General features: G+C 35.5%; 18 protein-coding genes and 1 tRNA gene. 8 read left to right on the forward strand and 11 right to left on the reverse strand.

Annotation, left to right across the window (positions count from 1 at the left end; genetic code table 11):
* Positions 1 to 244 precede the first annotated feature (244 nt).
* The gene (locus KTJ10_RS09365) at positions 245 to 817 is read right to left on the reverse strand and encodes a TetR/AcrR family transcriptional regulator (RefSeq protein WP_262441868.1); all 573 of its coding nucleotides are present in this window, start codon (positions 815 to 817) and stop codon (positions 245 to 247) included.
* Between the two features lie 789 nt (positions 818 to 1606).
* On the opposite strand from KTJ10_RS09365, the gene KTJ10_RS09370 reads away from it, so the two are divergent.
* From KTJ10_RS09370 to KTJ10_RS09380, 3 genes are all read left to right on the forward strand, one after another.
* Entirely contained in the window at positions 1607 to 1978 is a 372-nt protein-coding gene (locus KTJ10_RS09370; protein ID WP_068611589.1) for a hypothetical protein, read from the forward strand.
* A 185-nt stretch (positions 1979 to 2163) separates the two neighbouring features.
* Complete coding sequence (locus KTJ10_RS09375) at positions 2164 to 3252, forward strand: YjgN family protein (protein ID WP_069122592.1); 1089 nt, start codon at positions 2164 to 2166, stop codon at positions 3250 to 3252.
* Positions 3253 to 3272: 20 nt separating this feature from the next.
* A complete protein-coding gene (locus KTJ10_RS09380; RefSeq protein ID WP_199978113.1) occupies positions 3273 to 4373 on the forward strand; it encodes a M48 family metallopeptidase in 1101 nt (366 codons plus the stop codon).
* Between the two features lie 11 nt (positions 4374 to 4384).
* Here the strand turns inward: KTJ10_RS09380 and KTJ10_RS09385 are convergent, their stop codons facing one another.
* On the reverse strand, positions 4385 to 4708 hold the full coding sequence (locus tag KTJ10_RS09385) for a hypothetical protein (RefSeq protein WP_199978126.1): 324 nt from the start codon (positions 4706 to 4708) through the stop codon (positions 4385 to 4387).
* Positions 4709 to 5148: 440 nt separating this feature from the next.
* Here KTJ10_RS09385 and KTJ10_RS09390 point away from each other — a divergent pair, with 440 nt between their 5' ends.
* The 4 genes from KTJ10_RS09390 to KTJ10_RS09405 all read left to right on the forward strand — a co-directional run bounded on the left by KTJ10_RS09390 (position 5149) and on the right by KTJ10_RS09405 (position 9417).
* Positions 5149 to 6000, forward strand: a complete 852-nt coding sequence (locus KTJ10_RS09390) for an AraC family transcriptional regulator (protein ID WP_199978112.1) — start codon at positions 5149 to 5151, stop codon at positions 5998 to 6000.
* A gap of 252 nt (positions 6001 to 6252) precedes the next feature.
* The gene (locus tag KTJ10_RS09395; RefSeq protein WP_262441869.1) at positions 6253 to 8502 is read left to right on the forward strand and encodes a TonB-dependent siderophore receptor; all 2250 of its coding nucleotides are present in this window, start codon (positions 6253 to 6255) and stop codon (positions 8500 to 8502) included.
* Between the two features lie 113 nt (positions 8503 to 8615).
* A complete protein-coding gene (locus KTJ10_RS09400; RefSeq protein WP_262441870.1) occupies positions 8616 to 9029 on the forward strand; it encodes a hypothetical protein in 414 nt (137 codons plus the stop codon).
* On the forward strand, positions 9016 to 9417 hold the full coding sequence (locus tag KTJ10_RS09405; protein ID WP_130173936.1) for a hypothetical protein: 402 nt from the start codon (positions 9016 to 9018) through the stop codon (positions 9415 to 9417). The genes KTJ10_RS09400 and KTJ10_RS09405 overlap by 14 nt, the downstream gene beginning before the upstream one ends.
* 479 nt (positions 9418 to 9896) lie before the next feature.
* Here KTJ10_RS09405 and KTJ10_RS09410 read toward each other — a convergent pair whose 3' ends face one another.
* From KTJ10_RS09410 to KTJ10_RS09440, 7 genes are all read right to left on the reverse strand, one after another.
* A complete protein-coding gene (locus KTJ10_RS09410) occupies positions 9897 to 10823 on the reverse strand; it encodes a DMT family transporter (RefSeq protein ID WP_262441871.1) in 927 nt (308 codons plus the stop codon).
* A gap of 87 nt (positions 10824 to 10910) precedes the next feature.
* Positions 10911 to 12119, reverse strand: a complete 1209-nt coding sequence (locus KTJ10_RS09415) for a PLP-dependent aminotransferase family protein (RefSeq protein ID WP_262441872.1) — start codon at positions 12117 to 12119, stop codon at positions 10911 to 10913.
* A 75-nt stretch (positions 12120 to 12194) separates the two neighbouring features.
* The gene (locus KTJ10_RS09420; protein WP_262441873.1) at positions 12195 to 12542 is read right to left on the reverse strand and encodes a hypothetical protein; all 348 of its coding nucleotides are present in this window, start codon (positions 12540 to 12542) and stop codon (positions 12195 to 12197) included.
* Positions 12542 to 13525, reverse strand: a complete 984-nt coding sequence (locus tag KTJ10_RS09425) for a TauD/TfdA family dioxygenase (RefSeq protein ID WP_262441874.1) — start codon at positions 13523 to 13525, stop codon at positions 12542 to 12544. The genes KTJ10_RS09420 and KTJ10_RS09425 overlap by 1 nt, the downstream gene beginning before the upstream one ends.
* 27 nt (positions 13526 to 13552) lie before the next feature.
* Positions 13553 to 14272, reverse strand: a complete 720-nt coding sequence (locus KTJ10_RS09430) for an SDR family NAD(P)-dependent oxidoreductase (RefSeq protein WP_262441875.1) — start codon at positions 14270 to 14272, stop codon at positions 13553 to 13555.
* Entirely contained in the window at positions 14273 to 14989 is a 717-nt protein-coding gene (locus KTJ10_RS09435) for a 2OG-Fe dioxygenase family protein (RefSeq protein ID WP_262441876.1), read from the reverse strand. It abuts the gene before it with no gap.
* 15 nt (positions 14990 to 15004) lie between these two features.
* Positions 15005 to 15835 (reverse strand): hypothetical protein, encoded by an 831-nt coding sequence (locus tag KTJ10_RS09440; RefSeq protein WP_262441877.1) that lies wholly within the window; start codon positions 15833 to 15835, stop codon positions 15005 to 15007.
* A 422-nt stretch (positions 15836 to 16257) separates the two neighbouring features.
* Between KTJ10_RS09440 and ilvA the strand changes: the two genes are divergently transcribed.
* Positions 16258 to 17796, forward strand: a complete 1539-nt coding sequence (gene ilvA / locus KTJ10_RS09445) for a threonine ammonia-lyase, biosynthetic (protein WP_262441878.1) — start codon at positions 16258 to 16260, stop codon at positions 17794 to 17796.
* 452 nt (positions 17797 to 18248) lie between these two features.
* Here ilvA and KTJ10_RS09450 read toward each other — a convergent pair.
* Together KTJ10_RS09450 and KTJ10_RS09455 are read right to left on the reverse strand one after the other, a co-directional pair.
* A tRNA-Ser gene (locus tag KTJ10_RS09450) sits at positions 18249 to 18338 on the reverse strand.
* 85 nt (positions 18339 to 18423) lie between these two features.
* Positions 18424 to 20454, reverse strand: a complete 2031-nt coding sequence (locus KTJ10_RS09455; protein WP_206216301.1) for an NADPH-dependent 2,4-dienoyl-CoA reductase — start codon at positions 20452 to 20454, stop codon at positions 18424 to 18426.
* Positions 20455 to 20722 lie beyond the last annotated feature (268 nt).

Genomic DNA, 20722 nt, shown 5'->3' on the forward strand with positions numbered 1-20722 from the left:
AACTACTATATTTTATAAAAAATAGACAGATTTGTCTATTTTCAAATCTAGCCTTTTACAAATAATAACTTTCTAGAGCCTATATAATAAGATTAAAAAATCAACACCTTATAAAACACCATCTCATAAAATGAATCACTACAATTACAAGAGCTTAAGTAAAAATTAATAAAAAGTTAGATAATATAATTACTGATATAGAATATATTATTAATATAACTAATATACTTTTTTATACTCTTAATCATACAGTTACCAAACTTCTTTCCAAAACATTTAAAAAATAATCCAACAATTGCTCCCTTTCACTAGCTTTATTTGGATCTAAAAGTTGGATGATTGCGCCATCAATCATAAATAAAATCATGTTTGCATCAGCTTTTAAGCCACGACTTTCTAAACTAAATATCAAATCAAAAAGTTCTTTAAGTAGCCATTTTCTATATTCAATCGCCATGCGGTAAGCTCGAGGATAAAGCAGCTTGATTTCAAAAATGGCTTTAAACAAAAGATGGTAAAGGCTATTTACATCGACATGTAAGCGGACAATTTCTTTGAGTTTATCGGCTGCGTTTGGATAGCGATGTGAATAGACAATTGCCAGTACTTCTTCTTTGAGTCGGCTTTTTTGAAAGATTAGGCACATTTCAACAAGGCGTTCTTTCGAGTGAAAGTAGTTATAAAACGTCGCTTTTTGAATTTTGGATTTTTTGATAATCAGGTCTACGCCTGCATTATGAAATCCATGCGTGGTAAAAAGTTGGATGGCAGTTTGAATAACCTGTAATTTTTTGGAAGATATTTCTAAAGTTGGCATCGTTTTACCGTTATAAATTCTTGTTGTTTCTAAATGAGATAAAAAGCCTGTGCCCTTTCTGGGAGAAAAAAGGCACAGCAAAGCCGTAAGACGGTGCTTGGCACATCTCAAGTTTTGTAGTTGCTAAGTTTTAAGTAAAAATGACTTAAAGCCTGAAAACCTTATGGCGTTCAAGCTGCTTTAAATTTTTAAGTTGTGTCGACATAGACTTTGGCAGCCACTGCCAAGAAATAATGAATGTGCAAAGCCAACTCCTTTTTATTGGGAGTTCTGCCAAATCATTAAAATTATGGTGGCAGAACGAAAGGGGGTTCGCAGACTGGTCATAGATCCAGCACACCCGTGGGTGTCCCCCTCCCGTTCCACCGTAGAGGGGGCACGAGGGGCTAGACACTAAAGGTATAAAACCTTTAATGCTTCTATGAGACGGTCTGCGACAACCGACTGGCAATGTGGCCAGCATGCGAAGAATAGTATTCAACTCTCTTACAGTCAAGCACACAAAATGACATTTGTTTTAAATTAGATCATTAAAAAGTAAGGATAAATAATGAATGAGTTATTGTTAAAGTGGGGTTTATAAAGTCACAATAATTTAGCGATTTATAGGCTTATTGATTTGGGTTTGTGCCCGTATTTCGTATAAGGGGTACTATATTAATTATTGAAAATTTTATAATATTAATAACAATCTATAAGACTAAAAATTTAATGCTAACGAACACTCATCAAGACTATATAAATAAGGTAAGTAAAATACTTGAAAATTTGGAAGAAAAAGGAGAAATAATGATTCTTTCACAATCTTCAGAAATAATATCGAAACTGATAATCCACTCAATTGCAGAAGAAACACTAGAAAAGAGATTAGAAAGTGATTTTATTATTGAATGTAATATTCCTCACTTACTCGATGCTATATCATCTCAGTTAAGTTCAATATTTAAAGAAGATAAAGAAAATTCAGATAAAATAGTGAATAAGTTTTATCATAATTTATTACGTAGATTGACTATGCAGCAAGTTGCAGAGCTTTTACACCATGAAGGCGCTTTTGAAATAGCCTTGCGATCATACTATTCCATAAAATTGGGGAATGAAGATTATTTAGATTTAAACTATCTTGATTGGCGAAAACAATATTATTCTCAACTAAAATAACAAGAAGCTTTATATAAAATAAAAGATTTTTTCTCCCGTTTCGCCACAGAAAGACACGAGTGGTATTGCTGTTTGCTTTTCATTCTATTTATTTCAATTTATAAAAAACATATAATATTCTCAATAGTTTTCTAATTATCTATTACATTCAATCAAGATCATATATTTTCAATAAAGAGAATAAAATGCAAGACCAAGCTTTAACCTCTCTTCCTCAAGATGTAAATGAGGATCAAAATATTACAACTCCACCAATTTCACACTCAGGAATTCATCATTTTAAGTTTCATGGGAATGCCTCAGAATATTTTGGAATCTGGATCGTTAATATTCTTTTGACTATTATTACTTTAAGCTTATATGCACCTTGGGCTAAAGTTCGTCGCTTACGCTATTTCTATGGCAATACAGAATTTTTTGAACGCCGCTTTGATTTTACAGGGATTCCAACCAAGATTTTGATTGGACGTTTAATTGCATTAGGAATTTACGTCGTATTTGCAATTTCATCACAGTATTCAATGATTGCGACTGTGGTTGGACTAATTGCATTATATGCAGCAGTACCTTGGCTAATTCGCGCTACTTTGCGTTTTACTGCAAGAAATAGTAAGTTCGGCAACGCACGTTTTTATTTTGGTGGAACGATAAAAGAATCTTATAAAGTCTTTCTTTTGAGTATATTGGTATATATTTTCACTTTAGGAATCTTTACACCTGTAGCTATTTGGCTATATAAAAAATATTATCTTAACAACTTATATGCTGGACAATTAAATTTTAAATTAAACGCGAAATGGTCTGCATATATGGCTGCAGTTTATATACCAGTTTTTATTGCAATTGGTATAATTGCTATTTTTTCAATCATTTACTTTGCTATGGCAGGAACAATTTCTGGGTTCTCACCAAACGCTATATTCTTCGGAATATTTACGGTATATGCATTTATTGGATTATTTATTTATCCATTAATCGCTGCACGTATTTTTATTACGACATGGAACAATACTACAGTTGGAAACAGTCAATTTAAAACAGACTGTAATCAATGGCGTTTTGCATGGATTGTAGCATCAAACTGGATTGTAAAAATCTTATCCATAGGTTTAATGTCTGCTTGGGCTGCAGTTCGTATTCATAAATACCAGATTGAATCGATGAGTTTAATTTTATTAGATGATCCAGATCAAATGATGAATCTAGCCCAACAAGAGCAAAGTGCTTTAGCTGAAGAAATCAGTGATATTTTTGATATCGACATCTCTTTATAATAATCTGAGTTTAATAATTTATGTCCCACGCAGTAGATATCACTTTCTATGATGGCCTAGTGTCTAAACCATACCCTGCTCAGATTTCAGCTCAATCTGAATCTGAAGTTCTAATTCGGTATGGTGAGCAATTAGAACTTCAGCGTCATTATCAATATACTGATATGAAATTGATTGGTGCGCTGGGACAGTTACACCCAGTAATTGAATTATCTGATGATGCACGAATTGAATTTCATAGTGCATTACCTGAATGGTTTAATTACACAACTAAAAAGGTTCAACATTCGATCTGGAAATTTGAACGCTCTCCGGGTCTTATTCTTTTTAGTGTAATTTTTGTGATTACTTTTGCGATCAGTCTAGTCAAATGGGGGGTTCCAGCAACGTCCCATTATCTTGCTTTTCAGTTACCTGAGAATACTTTAAAGAAATTAGGTGATGAAGCCGAGAATTATGTATTAAATAATTGGACTGCACCCAGCCAATTAGCACAAACTCAAAAAGATCAAATTACTAAACAATATTTGAATACTGTTGCTGAAAACAAACCAGCCAAATTAGTCTTCCGTAAAGGCGACCAGTTAGGGGCTAATGCTGTAGCGCTACCCAATAATACGATTATTATCACAGATGAACTGATCAAATTGGCACATACGAATCAGGAAATCTTAGGCGTATTAGCCCATGAACAAGGCCATTTGGTTTATCGCCATAGTTTGCAACAAGGGTTAACCAGTTTAGGCCTAAGTATATTATACATTGCAATGACAGGAGATAATTCAGACTTATTTACGTCCTTACCTGCCGCTATGATTGGTGCAAATTACTCACGTAAATTTGAGTCCGAAGCCGATCTATATGCTTTACAGTTGATGGATAGGAAGCATATAGAAGTCTCGCACTTTGCAAATTTCTTACAACGTTTAAGCGATACAACAGAAGAAGGTATCGATAAAAAAAATCAGTCCAACCCACCAACTTCTCAGGAAGAATCTTCAGCTAATAAATTATCTTCAGTTGTTCTTGATACTTTATCCTCTCATCCTGCAACCGAAGAGCGTATTCGAATGGTTCATGATTTTGAGAAAAAACAGAAAGGCGAACAAAATAATTTATAGGTACACAAAGTCTATCTAGAAAATTTATGGTCTTTAGGAAGTGGAGCATCACATGGTTGATCCGTCTTTACATTGACCATTTTCACAGGCCCATCGTTGTAGATTGTTACCTTGCAGCCTTTTACGACATATTCCTGTTGAATGCCACCGTACATTTCATCCTCAGAAACAGCAGATGCAACATCACAAGCCTCGTCAGCACGACATGCAGTCTCCCCTCCATCAGCCTCTACAGCTTCTGCTCCAGCAGCTTCCATTGCATCTACAGCACTCTCCTGTACTTCCGCATCTACAGCCTCCATCTTTGCTGCATATGTATTTGAAAGATTCATCATAAGAAAAATTGCAAGAAATAACTTACTACAGTGATTTATTAAATTCATGAACTATCCATATCTATTAATTTAAATTCGGTACATATCAGGCGATTTTACTTTGCAAGATAGTTACGCCAAAAAGTAGTCTGATAATGAAAACAAGAAAATAAGCTATTCTTAACATTTATAAATAGTCTATTTAGGGTTGAGTTCGCATGCAATTTTAGCGTCGCTATTCTCAAACCCCAACTTTCTAACTAAATCACTATTACATAAGCATTAATTAATACTTAACAACACAATTCGTCAAGTGAATAAGAGAATTACTTTCAATAACCAGATCTAATATCTTTATATATTCATACTCCAACTGAATCATTAGACATTATTGCCCAAGTTCATCATAATATTTTTCAATTAGGCCAATACCTCATCTTCCGTCCGAGGTTTTATACGTCATGTCACACATTACCCTCACTGATTTGGTTCCGCCTAGAGATGTCGATAGCGTACCTCGACCTGTTGTAGCTTTGAGCGCCACCTCAGTAACCAAAGGCTGGGAAAATGCGAGACATCAACATCACAAGGCTCAACTCATTTACTCCGTTCGCGGCATCCTTAACTGTGAAATCGAAAATGGTATTTGGATCGTACCGCCGCAGTGTGCAATATGGATACCTGGAGACTTACCACACTCCGCAAGAGGAGTCGGTAATACCGAATGTTATTGCTTATTCATCAAACCTGATGCAGCAGCAGAGCTTCCAACAACTTGTTGCACAATTTCGGTATCACCATTGCTACGTGAGTTACTGCTGAAAGCTGTAGGCTTTCCTGAGTTGTACGCTTTGGGCGGACCAGAGGAAAGACTAATTGCCACATTGCTCGACGAGTTAGTGGCAGCCCCAGTAGAAGACTTACATTTGCCTATGCCACGCGATCAGCGATTGCGCCAACTCACGAAAATGCTATTGGCAAACCCGACTGATAAAACCACAAAAGCGGATTGGGCCGTCTACATTGGTATGAGTGAACGAAGTATGAGTCGACGTTTCCTGAATGAAACTGGAATGAGCTTCGGACGCTGGCGTCGGCAGCTGCACGTGATCCTTGCACTTCAACGTATGACCAAAGGTGAAAGCGTGCAAACAGTGGCATTAGAGCTGGGATATGAAAACGCCAGTGGGTTCATCACCATGTTCCGCAAGGCGGTAGGCAAGCCTCCAGCCCGCTACCTATCTGATCGCATGAGTAGTGAAGAGTTTTCGCAAGTGCCCAACACTATTCTTCCTGATGAAATCTCAATCTGATGAGAGCATCTTGTCTTGGGAATGACATAGAGTACATATCTCCTGCATGGGTAATCATTCATAAACATCACACACCTGTCCGAGAACAATAGCAGCATCCGCTCATCATAATTGGCCTAATCAAACAATAATTTGGCTCAATTTCGCCATCAAGAAGAACAAGTCTATTGTTAAATAAAGCACACAGATGATAATGAGTATTATTTAATGTGCTATTCCAAAGAGGCTGAAAACAGCGAATGGAAAATCGGTATGAATACTGCCTATTCTGAGCTGGATAGCCCCATCAAAGATGCCCCACGCCACGCACTCGGTTCGGCATTTGCCGTAGCTATTCTTATGAGTGGACAAGGAGTATTTGCCAATGAACCCGTTCAAATGCAAAACAAATCTGAGGGAAAAACTTCTCTAGATACAATAACTTTGCCGACCATCGCTGTAACAGCTCAAGCGAATGTGACAAAGACCGACGGTACAGGCTCCTATACAACAGGCGAGACAGCAGCAGCGGTACATTTACCTCTATCTCTTCGGGAAACACCACAGTCAACGACGGTGATTACTTGTCAACGCATGGATGACCAGCAACTTAATTCGGTGCAAGGCGTACTAGAAAACACCGTCGGTATTGCACCCTATCAATCAGACAGTGAACGAACAAGCTTCTATTCTCGTGGTTTTTTAATCAACAATATTCAGTATGACAACATCCCCACGATCATTGGTAACACCATCAACGGGAGTGGCATCAGCGTCCTTGATACCGCATTCTACGACCGTGTCGAAATCGTACGTGGAGCCTCAGGCTTACTCACTGGTACTGGCAATCCATCGGCTGCCATCAATCTGATTCGCAAACGACCAACTCGTGTCTTTTCGGTAGCTGCCTCATTTGGCGCTGGGAGTTGGGATACTTACAGGGGTATGGGTGACATCTCAACACCATTAAACAAGGATGGTAGCATCCGCGCACGCATGGTGGGTACATATCAGGATGGACACTCTTACATCGACGGCTACAAACCAGATAAGCAAGGCATCTATGGCATTATCGAAACGGATTTAACTCCAGATACAACGGTAAGCCTAGGCTATGATTACCAAGACATCAAGCCCAAAGGCTCAACCTGGGGAGGCTTGCCGCTTTGGTTCAGCGACGGCACACAAGCAGAATATTCGCGCTCCCAAAACTATGCGCAAGACTGGAGCCATTGGGATAATACACTTAAAACAGCATTCGCCGAGATTGAACACCACTTCGACAACGGCTGGAAACTTCAGGCAATTGCCAATCAATATCGCACGAACTACGACGCAGAGCTGCTCGGTCTAATCGGCCAACCTGATCACATCACTGGATTAGGTACTTATCCCTATGGGGCTTATCCGGCAGCACTGGCATCTCAAGGGCAAAGTCGTCAGAACAGCTTCGACGTGATGGCAAGTGGCCCATTCAATTTGCTGGGTCGCCAACATGACCTTGTGGTTGGAGCGACAAGTTCACGCCACACCGCGACTCAAGCGGACATCGCACCGTTCTATGCAGGCCTTGCACCCATCAATATCTATGACTTGAATTCAGTCTTTCCCCGCCCCGACTTCCAAGCCATGACATGGATACCGACCCACACCCAAATCAAACAAAGCGGTGTTTATAGCGCTGCCCGATTTTCGCTGTCTGAACCTCTAAAACTCATCATCGGTGGTCGCTTTAGCAACTACGAAATTGATGACAGCTTCAACGGCGCTTCGTTACATTACAAAAAGAATGGTGAGTTTAGCCCATATGCTGGCTTGATCTACGACATCAACAAAACCTATTCAACCTACATCAGCTACACAGGTATCTTCAACCCGCAAACTGACTATCGGGACAACAATGGCAACGTACTCACGCCGTCCAAAGGCAAAACCAAAGAAATCGGTCTGAAAAGCGAATACTTCGACAAACGTTTGAATGCATCAGTGGCCTTGTTCGAAACCGAACTTGATAACGCGGCACATATGGTTGCAGGAACCTATACACCAAGTGGTGCTCAAGCCTATAAAAGCACGGATGGGACGAAATCACGCGGAGTCGAATTAGATTTGCAGGGAGAATTAGCACGAAACTGGAATATCTACGCAGGTATCGCCCACTTTACAGCGAAAGACGGCACTGGTATCCGCTTGAACTCGCAAATACCACGCACCACAGCTCAACTTTTTACCACCTACCAATTATCTGGAGAGTTGAGCAAGTTGACATTGGGAGGCGGCGTTAAATGGCAAAGCCGCTTCTACAAGGCACCGAATACTGGCACCAGTTCGCTCGGTGGAGAGCAACGTTCTTATGCCTTGGCATCATTGATGGGACGTTACTCCATCACGAAGCAGGCCAACGTGACTATTAACCTCAACAATGTGTTCGACAAAAAATACGCTCTACAAAAAGGTGATTTCGACACAGTGAGCTATGGCGCACCGCGCAACATGATGGTCACTTTGAATTACAAGTATTAATTTTCGAGTGAACAAATACCTCACCCAATTTCGGTTTCTATGAATATCCAACAATTGATTCTTGAGAAATTTTTATGTCACTTCCTACTTCAACCCCACCCAAAGGCTTACCCATGAATAACGCAAATAAAATCACTCTTTACTGGTTAACGACAACCGTTGGGGCTGTATTTTTTGTCACGTTCCAGTTGTTCTTTTACATAAATGACTTTGTGAAAATTCATGGAGCGACACCGGTAATTACATTTGAGACCAATGTATTGTGGATGTTTTCCGCATTCTATGGCTCTTGGATCATCACAGTACTTCTCGCACTAATTGGCACACGAACAGCACAGTGGATTGTTCTAACTCTCGGCAGCCTGCTTGTTGTTCTGACGACTCTAGGAGGAATCTCAGACGGATCACGTGACGGTTGGCACATAGCCTTTACAGCAATACTCTTCGTTACATTATCTGGTCTATTCGCAATTTCAGCCACTTGGCGAAATATCAAAAATACAGGAGACAACCATGTCAATGAATAGCTCTGACTTCCCTTTGGTTTGGATGAATCTTTCACAAGAACCTGGGCATGATCACCAAAAAGACTTCGATGAATTTGAAGCCAATTTAAAGCGTGATAAACCGTTCATACTCTTGAGTGATACCGTGCCAACCAACGACCATGAGCACTCTCCAGAAGAGAAGAAACGTACTGCCCTGTGGATGAAAAAACACAAACTTGAATTGCGAAGGCTTGTTTTAGCAATGATCTTGATTGAACCTAATTCAACGAAACGTTTTGGCTACAAAGCTTTTTCAACCGTTTTTGCCAAGTTCTGGGGTTACCCCCTACTTCTAGCCTCTTCACACAAGCAAGCAATAGAGATGGCAAGAGAACTATTGTCTGAAGCAGAGAAATCATCCGATTAATGGCCCACTCCCAAATTCTTCTATAAAAGTCAGCCCGCTGTACTTTGTCACAGCGAGCTGTTGCATTCGCATTTCAAGGTATAACGAATACCACACCTAACCCGAATCAAAAAGTAGGGATACTAGACTAATCTAAAATCCCCAAAAATGACTAAGCAAAATGATCTCAATAAAGAAGATCATCATGACCAAGGACAATAAGAACAGGTCAAAAACTAGGTGTACAGTAAATTTACATCTAAATTTAGTTTGCAAGAGACAACTTAAACTCAATTTATCGATTATCCAACGCCATCTGAATTATTCTTATTTTAACTATTCTAATCCAAGTTTTAATATGGGGTAGGTTTAGGGGGGTAAAATAACAGATAAAAAAACAAGCCCTTATAAAAAGGACTTAATAACAATTTAAGCAGAAACAACGAGAAGTAAACTACAAAAAATACATCCTTTGATACTTTCTTATTTGTGCCAAATTTTTAGATTTTTTTAACTATTACTTTATTACACAAAATAATACCCACTATAATTAAAGCCCCCCCAATTAAAGTTGAAAAAGATAATTTCTCGTGAAGTACTAAAGCCCCTAACAAAACGGCAGTTAAAGGATTTAAAGCTATAAAAACACTGGCTCTAGTTGCGCCAATCTTTTGTATGCCATCATAGTACCAAATAAAACCCAAAGCCGACCCTAAGGCTCCAAGATAAAAAAGACTAATTACAGAACTAAAAGTAAGTTGTGATAAAATATTAAAATTTATTTGTTTCATTAAAAGAGCTGTTATAAAAAGCATAACAGTACCAGCATAAATTGAATACGTAACTGTATATAATGGGCCAATTTCATTTACAATTTTTTTGCAGAAAATACTATAAGCGGCCCAGCTTAATACACAACCAAAAATTAAGATATCTCCTAACCAAAAAAGTTGACGTTGATTTAATAACAAGTCAGGAGATTTACCGAAAATTACTATAGAAGCTCCTAAGACACATAAAATTATACCTATAAATTTTAACCATGAAATTTTTTCTTTGTAAAAAAGGTATCCTAATAAAGCCATCACAGGTGGATTAGAAGCAACAATCAGAGATGCTCTAGATGCATCTATATAATTTAATCCATAAAAGAAAAGAGCATTATATGTATATACACCACAAAAACCTAAAGCAGTGATGGTTAATAATTGTCTAATATCTATTTTTTTAAAACCATCAGTAAAGAATATTAAAAAAAAAGTTAAAATAACACTAGCTATTAAAAATCTAAAACTAGCTGACATAAGTGGAGGTATAGAACTTGAGATATATCTTCCTGCAACAAAAGTTCCTCCCCAGATCATAGAGACTAAAGATAATTTTATATAAATTAATCTTTGAGACTTTTTTAATAAATTATTTTCCAAAAACGAATACTCTAACTTTAAAAATTAAAAATAAACAGGACCTTAGAAATCATTATAAAATAAACCAAGGTCATATAAACGTCATATTCAATTCGACAACACTGTTTTATTGCTTTTAAGCTTACTAATAGATTTAAAAATCCTATAAGCTGCAGAATCAGAATTCTCAGAAGAAATCATAGAATATGATAAACGAAGAGAGTTTCTCTCTGGATTATGCGCAAAGAAGACTTCACCAGGAACAAAAATTACATTTTCATTAATACTCTCTTCTAATAATATTTTTGCATTAATATTACTTCTTAAATGACACCACAAAAACATACCTCCTTGAGGAACATTAAAAGATAGTTCATCTCCTACATATTTATTTAATGAGTTAATTAATAAATCTCTTCGCTTTTTATAAGTGTTTTTAAGCAGATCTAGTCTAGTATTCAATTTTCCTGATTCAATATAATGTGCAGCAATATTTTGATTTAAAGTAGAAGTGTGTAGATCTAGAGCTTGTTTAGCTACTACCACGGCTTGAATAAATTTAGAAGGGATTGCTGTCCATCCTAAACGTAATCCAGGTGAAAATATCTTAGAAAAACTAGACATATAGCATACATTGTGATTTTCACCATAGATTTCTTGCGCAATAGTAAAAAGTGATTTTATAAATTCACCACTAAATCTAAGAAAGCCATATGGATCATCCTCAATTATTACCACATTATGTCTATGGGTTAATTTAATTATTCCAACCCGTGTTTCATAATCAATAGTTTTACCACTTGGATTAGCAAAGTTTGGTGTTAAATATAACATCTTTACCCCCCCTTTCTTTAAAACTATCTCTAATGAATTAAGATCCAATTTATCATTTGTGTAGTCGAGCTCCACTACTTCGACATCTGAATAACCAAAAAGTTGTAAAGCAGCCAAATACGTAGGTCTTTCTACTAAGACTTTATCACCTTTATCTAAAAATACTCTATTTAATAAGTCTATCGCTTGTTGTGAACCATTTGTAATAAGGATATTTTCTGGATTTATTTTAAAATTAAAATCTTTAATCCAATTTGCTATTTGGTAGCGAAAATTTTCCTCACCTTCAGTAACACTATATTGAAAAAGGTTGCGATGCTCTTTAGCTAAAATTTCTCGAATAGTAATATCTATTCCATCAACGTCAATTAGATCAGTTGCAGGAATTCCTCCAGCTAAAGAAATAATTCCAGGAACCTTACTATATTTTAGTAATTCTCTAACTGCAGAGGACTTTATACTGGCTGATTTTTGTGAGAGCATTGCAAACCTCATTTTAATAATTTATTTCATAATAATTAGTTATACACAATGTTAACTAAAGATTTAAGAACGAAACTAAACCTTATTAATAAAAATTAGATTTTTCGATGTTAAAAATTTTTCATAAATTTTCAATTTATCTTTAGGTAAATCAGAATAGTTTTCAATAGTTGTTTCTTCAGTTATGTGAGTTAAGATTCCATTAATTCCTAAAAAAATATCATCCCATCTTTCCTCATTTAAAGAAATAATGATTTTTTTGCAACTTTCAACAGCTATATCAATATTCTCATACTCTTTTTTAAATACTAATTCTTCGCAATCTAAGGGTAAGTATTTTTTTACATAACTAATATCACTCAAATTAACATCATTAATTTTATTTAAATTATCTTTATTGTCTACAATTATAAGCGCATTCATTAAAAAGTTACTCCTAAGTACTTTTGTTTATTGTCATGAAAATGATGTCTTGTCATATCAGTAGTACCATATAACCTTACCATCCAACGATCCAAACCATTGTAACGCGCAATAAACTTTTGACGTGAATGTAATGTTCTTTGATTTTTAAAAATTAGCATATCACCTGGTGGAAGTTGAAGGCGATTATAATTTTTTACCGTTTTTGTTGCTTCCATGAAATTATTTAAACTTACTAAGGCTTCATAATCTATTGGAATCACTGTATCCATATCAGTTCTATTATAATAAATACCATCTTTTACGCCTAAAATAGCTAAGGGACCTTTTAATTCATCACCATTAAATGAAGAAGGCATACGGAAATAATATTTTTTTTCACATAATTTATTAATTGTTTCTTGGTCTAGTTGATCCAAAACTTCATCAAGTTCAACGACTTCAGTAAAAACATTAGGATCAGGTCGTAGTCCATAAAAAGATAATATTTCTGGTGAACCCGAAACATTATTTGTTTTTTCAGGAATAATTGGAAGAATCGGGTTAGAAACGTGCATATCCAAGGTAAGAGCACTACCATGGGAACTCACCCTATTAGCTCTTTTCTTTGTAGGAACAACATGTCTAAAAAGTAGCCCTTTGTTCTCTCTTAAATAAGAAATAGGATAAATATTGCATGCTGCAAAAATTGCAAATTGCATAACACTTGCTATGGGTAAGGCAGCATTATCAACATAACCATCATATGGTGTTTCACCAATATCATAATCAAAAGGAAGTCCATTGATTCTAATAATATTAGTATCACTTGTTATAAATGATTGTAACTGCTTTAGAGTATCTTCTGAAAGTATTTCTTTCAGTTGAATTTTTAAAAAATCAAGTGAACTGAATAACTTATCATCGGTGAAATCATTAAAATTGTTTAAGATTTTTTTTAACTTCTGCTGTTCTTCCCAAGAAAGCCAAATCGTTTTAATCATTTTAGATCCTTTATAAGTAAATTTTATTTAGAGGTCTTTTCCACAGGTCCAACCACCATCAACTACAAAGTTTGAACCATTAATAAAAAGTGAATCCTTATTCGCCAATAATAATGTAACATTTGCAATATCTTTAGGTTCACCTACTCTTGTTGAATATATGCCATTCTTTATTTTTTCTAATATTTTTTCATCTTGAAAATAAGCCTCTGTCATGCTAGTTCTTGTAATTGCAGGTGATATCGAATTACATCTGATTCCTTTTCTACCAAACTCAATTGCAAATTGTTTAGTAAGCCCAATTAATCCATGCTTAGATGAAACATAAGCAGTTCTATCAGGCTCACCCATCATTCCACTTACAGAAGCAATATTAACGATAGAACCTTTTTTATCTTCTGCAACTAATTTTCTACAAAAATTTTTGGATAAGATAAAGGGAGCTGTTAGATTTATTGAAATAACCTCTTCCCACTGAGTTAAATCTAAATCTAACAATGGTAAAATCTCTCTAATACCAGCAGCATTTATTAAAACGTTATAATCTCCAAAATTAAAATTTTCGAAATCAAATTGGTACAATTTTTTACTATCACCAATATCTATTTTATAAAACTCAAAGTTATCTAAAAAAATATTATTATTTAAATCGAGACCAATTACTTTATAATCATTATCCAGTAATTGGTATACAATTTCTTTTCCTATACCACCATCACTACCAACTACTACTGCCAACTTATCCATTTAATTATCCTTTTCTCTTCTTTGAAAAGTAACCAAAATAATATCTCTATGTAAAAATTTATTTTTATCATAATGATCCGGTATCCCCATAGGGGTCACAGCATGATAACAATTATGATTTACAACCAAAGTATCAAAAATTTTTTTTAACTTGAAAACATACTCAATTTTCTTTGGATTCTTTGCAATTATATTATCACCACCAATTAACTCACTAGACACATCAATCAAATGTAAAAAAACTATATCTTCATCATCTTTGTGTAACCAAGATGGTGAACTATATGCTGGATTTACTCCAGCTTTATATCTAAAAAGATGTATACCTATCATTAAATCAGTAATTGGATTCATCTCTTCAATACTTTCAATTATTTCAATATCTTTTTTAATAATTTGATTAAACAGATCCAGTTCTAATATTTTATTACTAATACTTTCATAATCTCTTACAATACCACCTGTAATTGGATTATATTTTTTGGTCTGTTGATAAGGTTCAAATTTACCATATTTTATCTCACCATCATTTAACGAAACTTGAATATAGTTACGTAGTCTATTACCATTCGAATATTTATCTAAAGGCATTAATGAAAAATGAGACTTCAAAATATCAATATCTAACTCATCCACTTTAAAATCTTTAAAATCCTCAAGACTAAAGCGGCTATAACCTTCATTTTTTAAACTTTGTATAATATTATTAATAGTCATTTTCATAACTCCCTGTTATGTCCAATAAACTATCTTGTTATTAAAATATCCTAAAAAACGGCCAGAGCTAATTCTTTCATTAGCTACAGAACTAGTAACACCATGTAGGTAAGATGCGTTCAAAAAATATAAATCCCCAGGTGCCAAATGCACTGTAAAGTTTTCAAATTTCTCAGAAAACTCTAATGGATAAGGATATCCAGTATTTAATATACCGAATTCATTACGAATTTTATCATCTGGTTTACAATTCCAAACCTTTAACTCTCCTCCACTTGATGCATCACAGATACATAGATTTGATGAAATTACATTTTTTATTTCATGTATTTCATATTTATCTTTTTCGGCAAATCTAAGTTGAGCACTATCATCATGTGGCCATAATGACATATTTCCATTATCTAACCATCGTCTTGTCGTAGCAAAATTTGCTGAATTTCCCTTATATACAGAAGCTCTATAAATAATCCCTTTTTTTAGAAAAAAATCTTCAAGCTTCTCATCAAGATATAAGCTCCTTACAATATCGCTAGAGATTCCAGTATATAAATTAAATACATCTATATTAGATTGTAGCGTTGACTCTATATACTCTTCCCCAGTCTTATGAAATTGTGATGAACCTATTTGTTCTGTTTTAACAAAGCCATCATCAGGCCGATGATTTCCTTTATTACTCATAATTTCATAAAAGTTTTTCTCGATTTTCTGACATATTTTAATATCCACCGCATTTCTTATAATATATAAAACACGCCCTTCTGAATCACCTTTCGTCAATAAATTATAAATTTTATTTACATCTAAATTTATAAAATCATCTTCATAATATTCAAAAGACATACTTACTCCACATTTAAATTTTAGTTTATTAAAAGTATTAAATTTATTTGAGTGGATGTTTTTTATCACGCAAAAAATATATCGTCAATATTTTTATAATTATTTTTTTACCAAAAGTTAAAAATGCACCAAAATAAAGCATAAATTTATTATTTATAAAATTTATATAAAAAATTAGAAAAAATCAAAAGTAGAATAATCTGTCTACTTAAGTAAGATAATTTGAGAAACTTATTATTAAATTTCAACAACTTTTATTTAAAAATTTTTTTAAAAAATTACTGCATTCTTGTACTCAAAAGATATTAGTTATCTTTCTTTTTAAATTTATTTATTATTTAATAATAAAACTATCCTATGAAAAAATTCTTGATTTTAATTCAATATTTATTTAATTTGAATATGTAATAAGGAAAACTAATATGCTTCAACGCTTGGTTCGAAAAATTTTACAATCAACTGTTTATGATGTCGCTATTGAAAGCCCTCTTGAACCAGCACCTAAAATTAGCCAAAAATTTAAAAACAATATTCATTTTAAGCGAGAAGACTTACAGCCTGTTTTTTCTTTTAAACTACGTGGTGCTTACAATTGCATTAGTCAATTAAGCAGAAATCAATTAAACAATGGCATTATTACTGCCTCAGCTGGAAATCATGCGCAAGGTGTAGCTTTATCAGGATGCAAACTAGGTATACGCACTATTATTGTAATGCCAAAACCTACACCAGATATTAAAGTTCAAGCAGTTAAACGATTAGGTGGTGAGGTAATTCTATATGGTGATAATTTTGATATAGCGAATAAATATGCTATTCAACGATCAAAAGATGAAGGTTTAACATTTATTCCGCCCTATGATGATGAACTAGTAATAGCAGGACAAGGTACTATTGCTAACGAAATTTTGCGCCAATTCAATGATGTTGAATACGTTTTTGTTGCTGTAGGAGGTGGAGGATTAATAGCTGGAATTGCTGCTTATTTTGGAGAAATTGCCCCCCACGTTAAAGTAATTCCTATTGAATATAATGAATCGGCTTGTTTAAAGGCAGCTTTTGATAAAAATGAACGTGTTGTTTTGTCACAAGTAGGCCTATTCGCAGATAGCATTGCAGTATCGCAAATTGGTGACTTGCCATTCAAAATCATTCAGTTAAATAAATCCGATAATTCAGGTCCAATAGTTGATAGAGAAGTAGTAACTGTTAATACTGATGAGATTTGTGCTGCTATTAAAGATATTTATGATGAAAATAGGTGTATTGTTGAGCCAGCAGGTGCATTAGCATTAGCAGGAATAAAAAAATATATAGAAAAATATGCTTTGAAAAACAAAAATATTGTCTCGATAGTGTGCGGAGCTAATATGAATTTTGACCGCCTCCGCTATATTGCAGAACGTACAGAAATTGGTGAGAAAAAAGAGGCCATTTATGCAGTCAAGATTCCAGAGGAAAAAGGTGCATTTTTAAAATTTTGTAAAGCTTTAGAGGGCCGAAATATTACTGAATTTAATTATCGTCTAAATGAGAATTCTAGTGCTCATGTCTTTGTTGGTATAAGCTTAAAATCAGGCGAAAAAGAACGTTACGAGATTTATAATCTACTTAAAAATAATTATGATTTAGATGATTTATCTGACGATGAAATTGCGAAATTACATATTCGATATCTAATCGGAGGAAATTCAAATAAAATTAATGAACGTCTATTTCGGATTGAGTTTCCAGAACGACCTGGTGCCCTTCTAAGATTCTTAAATTCACTAGGGCCATCATATAACTTTACATTATTTCACTATCGGAATCATGGCGCTGCTGAAGGCAGGGTACTTGTTGGATTAGAAGATTCAAACTTGCCAAGTAATCCAGAGATACTGATAAATACCTTAAATAATATCAACTATCCTTACGTTGAAGTTTCTGAAAACTTAGGATATAAACGTTTTTTAAAATAATCATCCATTCTATGAAAAATTATTAGCAGTAAATGAGTAAGAAAAAACCTTACTCATTTACTATTTTTATTAATAATAATTTTAATGTCCAGATAAAATTAAAAGAAATATTCATCACTTTATAAATTATTTTAAAAGCTACCTTATACATATTACCCCCAATAAGGGAAAACTACCTACAGATCAGCCAATAACTGATCAAAATAACCCCAACAATAAGAATCCCCATGATCCTGAGCAATAAGAACAGAGGTAAAAGTAGATAGACAAAACATTCATATATGAGTCTATTCTGTAAGAGACAAATTAAACTCAATTTATCGATTATCCAACGCCATCTGAATTGTTCTTATTTTGACTATTCTAATCCAAGTTTTAATGTGGGGTAGGATGAGGGGTAAAATTACAGATAAAAAATAAGCCCTTGTAAAAACAAGGGCTTATTTTGAATTTGGCGGAAGCGGTGAGATTCGAACTCACGGAGGACTCACACCCTCGTCGGTTTTCAAGACCGGTGCATTAAACCGCTCTGCCACGCTTCCATGTGCGTAAGAATACAAAGCTTATTCATTTTATTCAAGAAAAATATCATCGCTTTGTGTTCAAGTGCATATTGTTTCATCAATTTTACAGTTGCGCAGCCAATTCTGCTCCTTCTTTGATCGCACGCTTCGCATCTAGCTCTGCTGCGAGCTTTGCACCACCAATAATATGGTAATTCGCTATAGTCGACTCACCTTCTTTTGGCATCAAGTCTTTTACCGACTCTTGACCTGCACACACTACAACTGTGTCTACACGTAAAAGCTGGTCTTGACCATTGTGCTCAATCCAAAGTCCTTCATCAGTGACTGCTTTATATTGCACACCACGAAGCATACGTACGCCATGCTTTTTAAGCTGTGCACGGTGTACCCAACCCGAAGTCTTACCAAGGCCAATACCGAGTGGTGTGGTTTTACGTTGTAGTAAATAAATTTCACGGATTGCTGGTTCAACTTCTGGCGGCTGCATACCACCTTCAGAAACATAGTTCGGATCTGGGTCTACACCCCATTCACGTTGCCAATCTGCCAAAGGTTGAGGCTGTGGTTGATGTGGCGGTTTAAGTAAAAATTCTGACACGTCAAAACCAATACCACCCGCACCAATCACTGCAACTTTTTGCCCGACTTCTGCCCCTTTCAAAACTTGAGCATACGAAAGGACTTGTGGTGCGTCACTTCCTTCAATTTTTAATGCGCGAGGGATTACACCAGTTGCAACAATTACTTCATCAAAACCTTCACGTTCAAGTTGTTCACGATTTACGCGAGTATTTAAACGTACGTCCACCCCTGTTTTTTCGAGTTGGACTTTAAAGTAGCGGATCGTCTCGTGAAATTCTTCTTTGCCTGGTACAACTTTGGCAAAGTTAAATTGACCACCTACATCCGAAGTTGCCTCAAACAGCGTCACTGCATGGCCACGGCTTGCCGCAACAGTTGCCGCCGACATACCCGCTACTCCACCGCCAACAACTGCAATTCGCTTAGGCTGTTTAGTCTTTAAATAGACCAGTTCAGTTTCATGTCCTGCACGTGGGTTAACCAAACAAGACACACGCTTATTTTTAAAAGCATGATCTAAACAGGCTTGGTTACACGCAATACAGGTATTAATTTCATCAACACGGTTAGTCGCAGTTTTATTTACCCAAAACGCATCGGCCAATAAAGGGCGTGCCATTTGAACCATATCTGCTTTGCCAGTTGCCAAAATTTTTTCGGCAGTTTCAGGCATGTTGATGCGGTTTGACGCAATAATCGGAATAGAAATATGTTGTTTTACATGAGCAGTGTAGTCGACAAAAGCGGCACGAGGCACAGATGTTACAATGGTCGGCACACGAGCTTCATGCCAGCCAATGCCGGTATTTAATAAAGTCACCCCTGCTTTTTCTAAAGCTTTGGCTACAGTCACCACCTCTTGCATGGTGTTACCGTCATGGACTAAATCGAGTAAAGACAAGCGGAAACAAATAATAAATTTCTCACCAACTTTGGCACGGATCGCTTTAACAATCTCGACTGGAAAGCGCATACGGTTTTCAATTTCACCACCCCAACGGTCAGTACGCTGGTTCACGTGGCGACTTAAAAACTGGTTAATTAAATAACCTTCCGAACCCATAATTTCGACACCGTCATAACCTGCTTTTTTGGCAATATCGGCGCACTGTGCGTAATCTTCTATTGTGCTCAGAATATTTTTTTCAGAAAGCTGGCGTGGTTTAAAAGGTGAAATTGGAGATTTAATTGCAGTTGAAGACACAACAAACGGCTGGTAACCATAGCGACCTGCATGCAAAATTTGCATTAAGATTTTAGAACCATGTTTATGCACAGCATGTGTAACCAGACGATGCTGTGGAATATCAAATAAGCTATTCATGGTTCCGCCAGCAGGTGCTAACCATCCTTGACGGTTCGGTGAGATACCACCTGTCACAATCAGGCCAACCCCACCTTTCGCACGCTCTTCAAAATAAGCTGCCAGTTTTGGATAATTGTAAAAACGGTCTTCAAGCCCCGTATGCATGGAACCCATCACCACACGGTTTTTAATGGTAGTAAAGCCCAAATGTAATGGTTTTAATAAATTGGCGTAACTTGTCATGCTGCGTCCCAATAATTTTTTGCAACTTGTTGCATAGTACTTTAATACTTTTTTGATAATTTTGGATGACCATGCAAAGAAATTTATCGGAGCTTATGGTCAATCCATTTATTTAAGAACAATACTTCATTCACTTCTTCTTATTCTATAAATAGCCTTATATTTTTTATCAAATTAAAACTTCGAATCAGAACAAGTGAATTAATGCTTTTTTTGCGAAAAAAAGCACCATGAATAGTGCTACAATAGCCGCCATTCAGAATTCTCA

Origin of the sequence: Acinetobacter sp. WU_MDCI_Abxc222 (assembly GCF_025514755.1) — a bacterium.
Taxonomy (GTDB): domain Bacteria; phylum Pseudomonadota; class Gammaproteobacteria; order Pseudomonadales; family Moraxellaceae; genus Acinetobacter; species Acinetobacter geminorum.

What these genes read in the sequence shown, in the direction of transcription:
- KTJ10_RS09365 (WP_262441868.1), bottom strand. Translation starts at nt 817, where the DNA reads ATGCCAACTTTAGAAATATCTTCCAAAAAATTACAGGTTATTCAAACT.
- KTJ10_RS09370 (WP_068611589.1), top strand. Translation starts at nt 1,607, where the DNA reads ATGATTCTTTCACAATCTTCAGAAATAATATCGAAACTGATAATCCAC.
- KTJ10_RS09375 (WP_069122592.1), top strand. Translation starts at nt 2,164, where the DNA reads ATGCAAGACCAAGCTTTAACCTCTCTTCCTCAAGATGTAAATGAGGAT.
- KTJ10_RS09380 (WP_199978113.1), top strand. Translation starts at nt 3,273, where the DNA reads ATGTCCCACGCAGTAGATATCACTTTCTATGATGGCCTAGTGTCTAAA.
- KTJ10_RS09385 (WP_199978126.1), bottom strand. Translation starts at nt 4,708, where the DNA reads ATGATGAATCTTTCAAATACATATGCAGCAAAGATGGAGGCTGTAGAT.
- KTJ10_RS09390 (WP_199978112.1), top strand. Translation starts at nt 5,149, where the DNA reads ATGTCACACATTACCCTCACTGATTTGGTTCCGCCTAGAGATGTCGAT.
- KTJ10_RS09395 (WP_262441869.1), top strand. Translation starts at nt 6,253, where the DNA reads ATGAATACTGCCTATTCTGAGCTGGATAGCCCCATCAAAGATGCCCCA.
- KTJ10_RS09400 (WP_262441870.1), top strand. Translation starts at nt 8,616, where the DNA reads ATGAATAACGCAAATAAAATCACTCTTTACTGGTTAACGACAACCGTT.
- KTJ10_RS09405 (WP_130173936.1), top strand. Translation starts at nt 9,016, where the DNA reads ATGTCAATGAATAGCTCTGACTTCCCTTTGGTTTGGATGAATCTTTCA.
- KTJ10_RS09415 (WP_262441872.1), bottom strand. Translation starts at nt 12,119, where the DNA reads ATGCTCTCACAAAAATCAGCCAGTATAAAGTCCTCTGCAGTTAGAGAA.
- KTJ10_RS09420 (WP_262441873.1), bottom strand. Translation starts at nt 12,542, where the DNA reads ATGAATGCGCTTATAATTGTAGACAATAAAGATAATTTAAATAAAATT.
- KTJ10_RS09425 (WP_262441874.1), bottom strand. Translation starts at nt 13,525, where the DNA reads ATGATTAAAACGATTTGGCTTTCTTGGGAAGAACAGCAGAAGTTAAAA.
- KTJ10_RS09430 (WP_262441875.1), bottom strand. Translation starts at nt 14,272, where the DNA reads ATGGATAAGTTGGCAGTAGTAGTTGGTAGTGATGGTGGTATAGGAAAA.
- KTJ10_RS09435 (WP_262441876.1), bottom strand. Translation starts at nt 14,989, where the DNA reads ATGACTATTAATAATATTATACAAAGTTTAAAAAATGAAGGTTATAGC.
- KTJ10_RS09440 (WP_262441877.1), bottom strand. Translation starts at nt 15,835, where the DNA reads ATGTCTTTTGAATATTATGAAGATGATTTTATAAATTTAGATGTAAAT.
- ilvA (WP_262441878.1), top strand. Translation starts at nt 16,258, where the DNA reads ATGCTTCAACGCTTGGTTCGAAAAATTTTACAATCAACTGTTTATGAT.
- KTJ10_RS09455 (WP_206216301.1), bottom strand. Translation starts at nt 20,454, where the DNA reads ATGACAAGTTACGCCAATTTATTAAAACCATTACATTTGGGCTTTACT.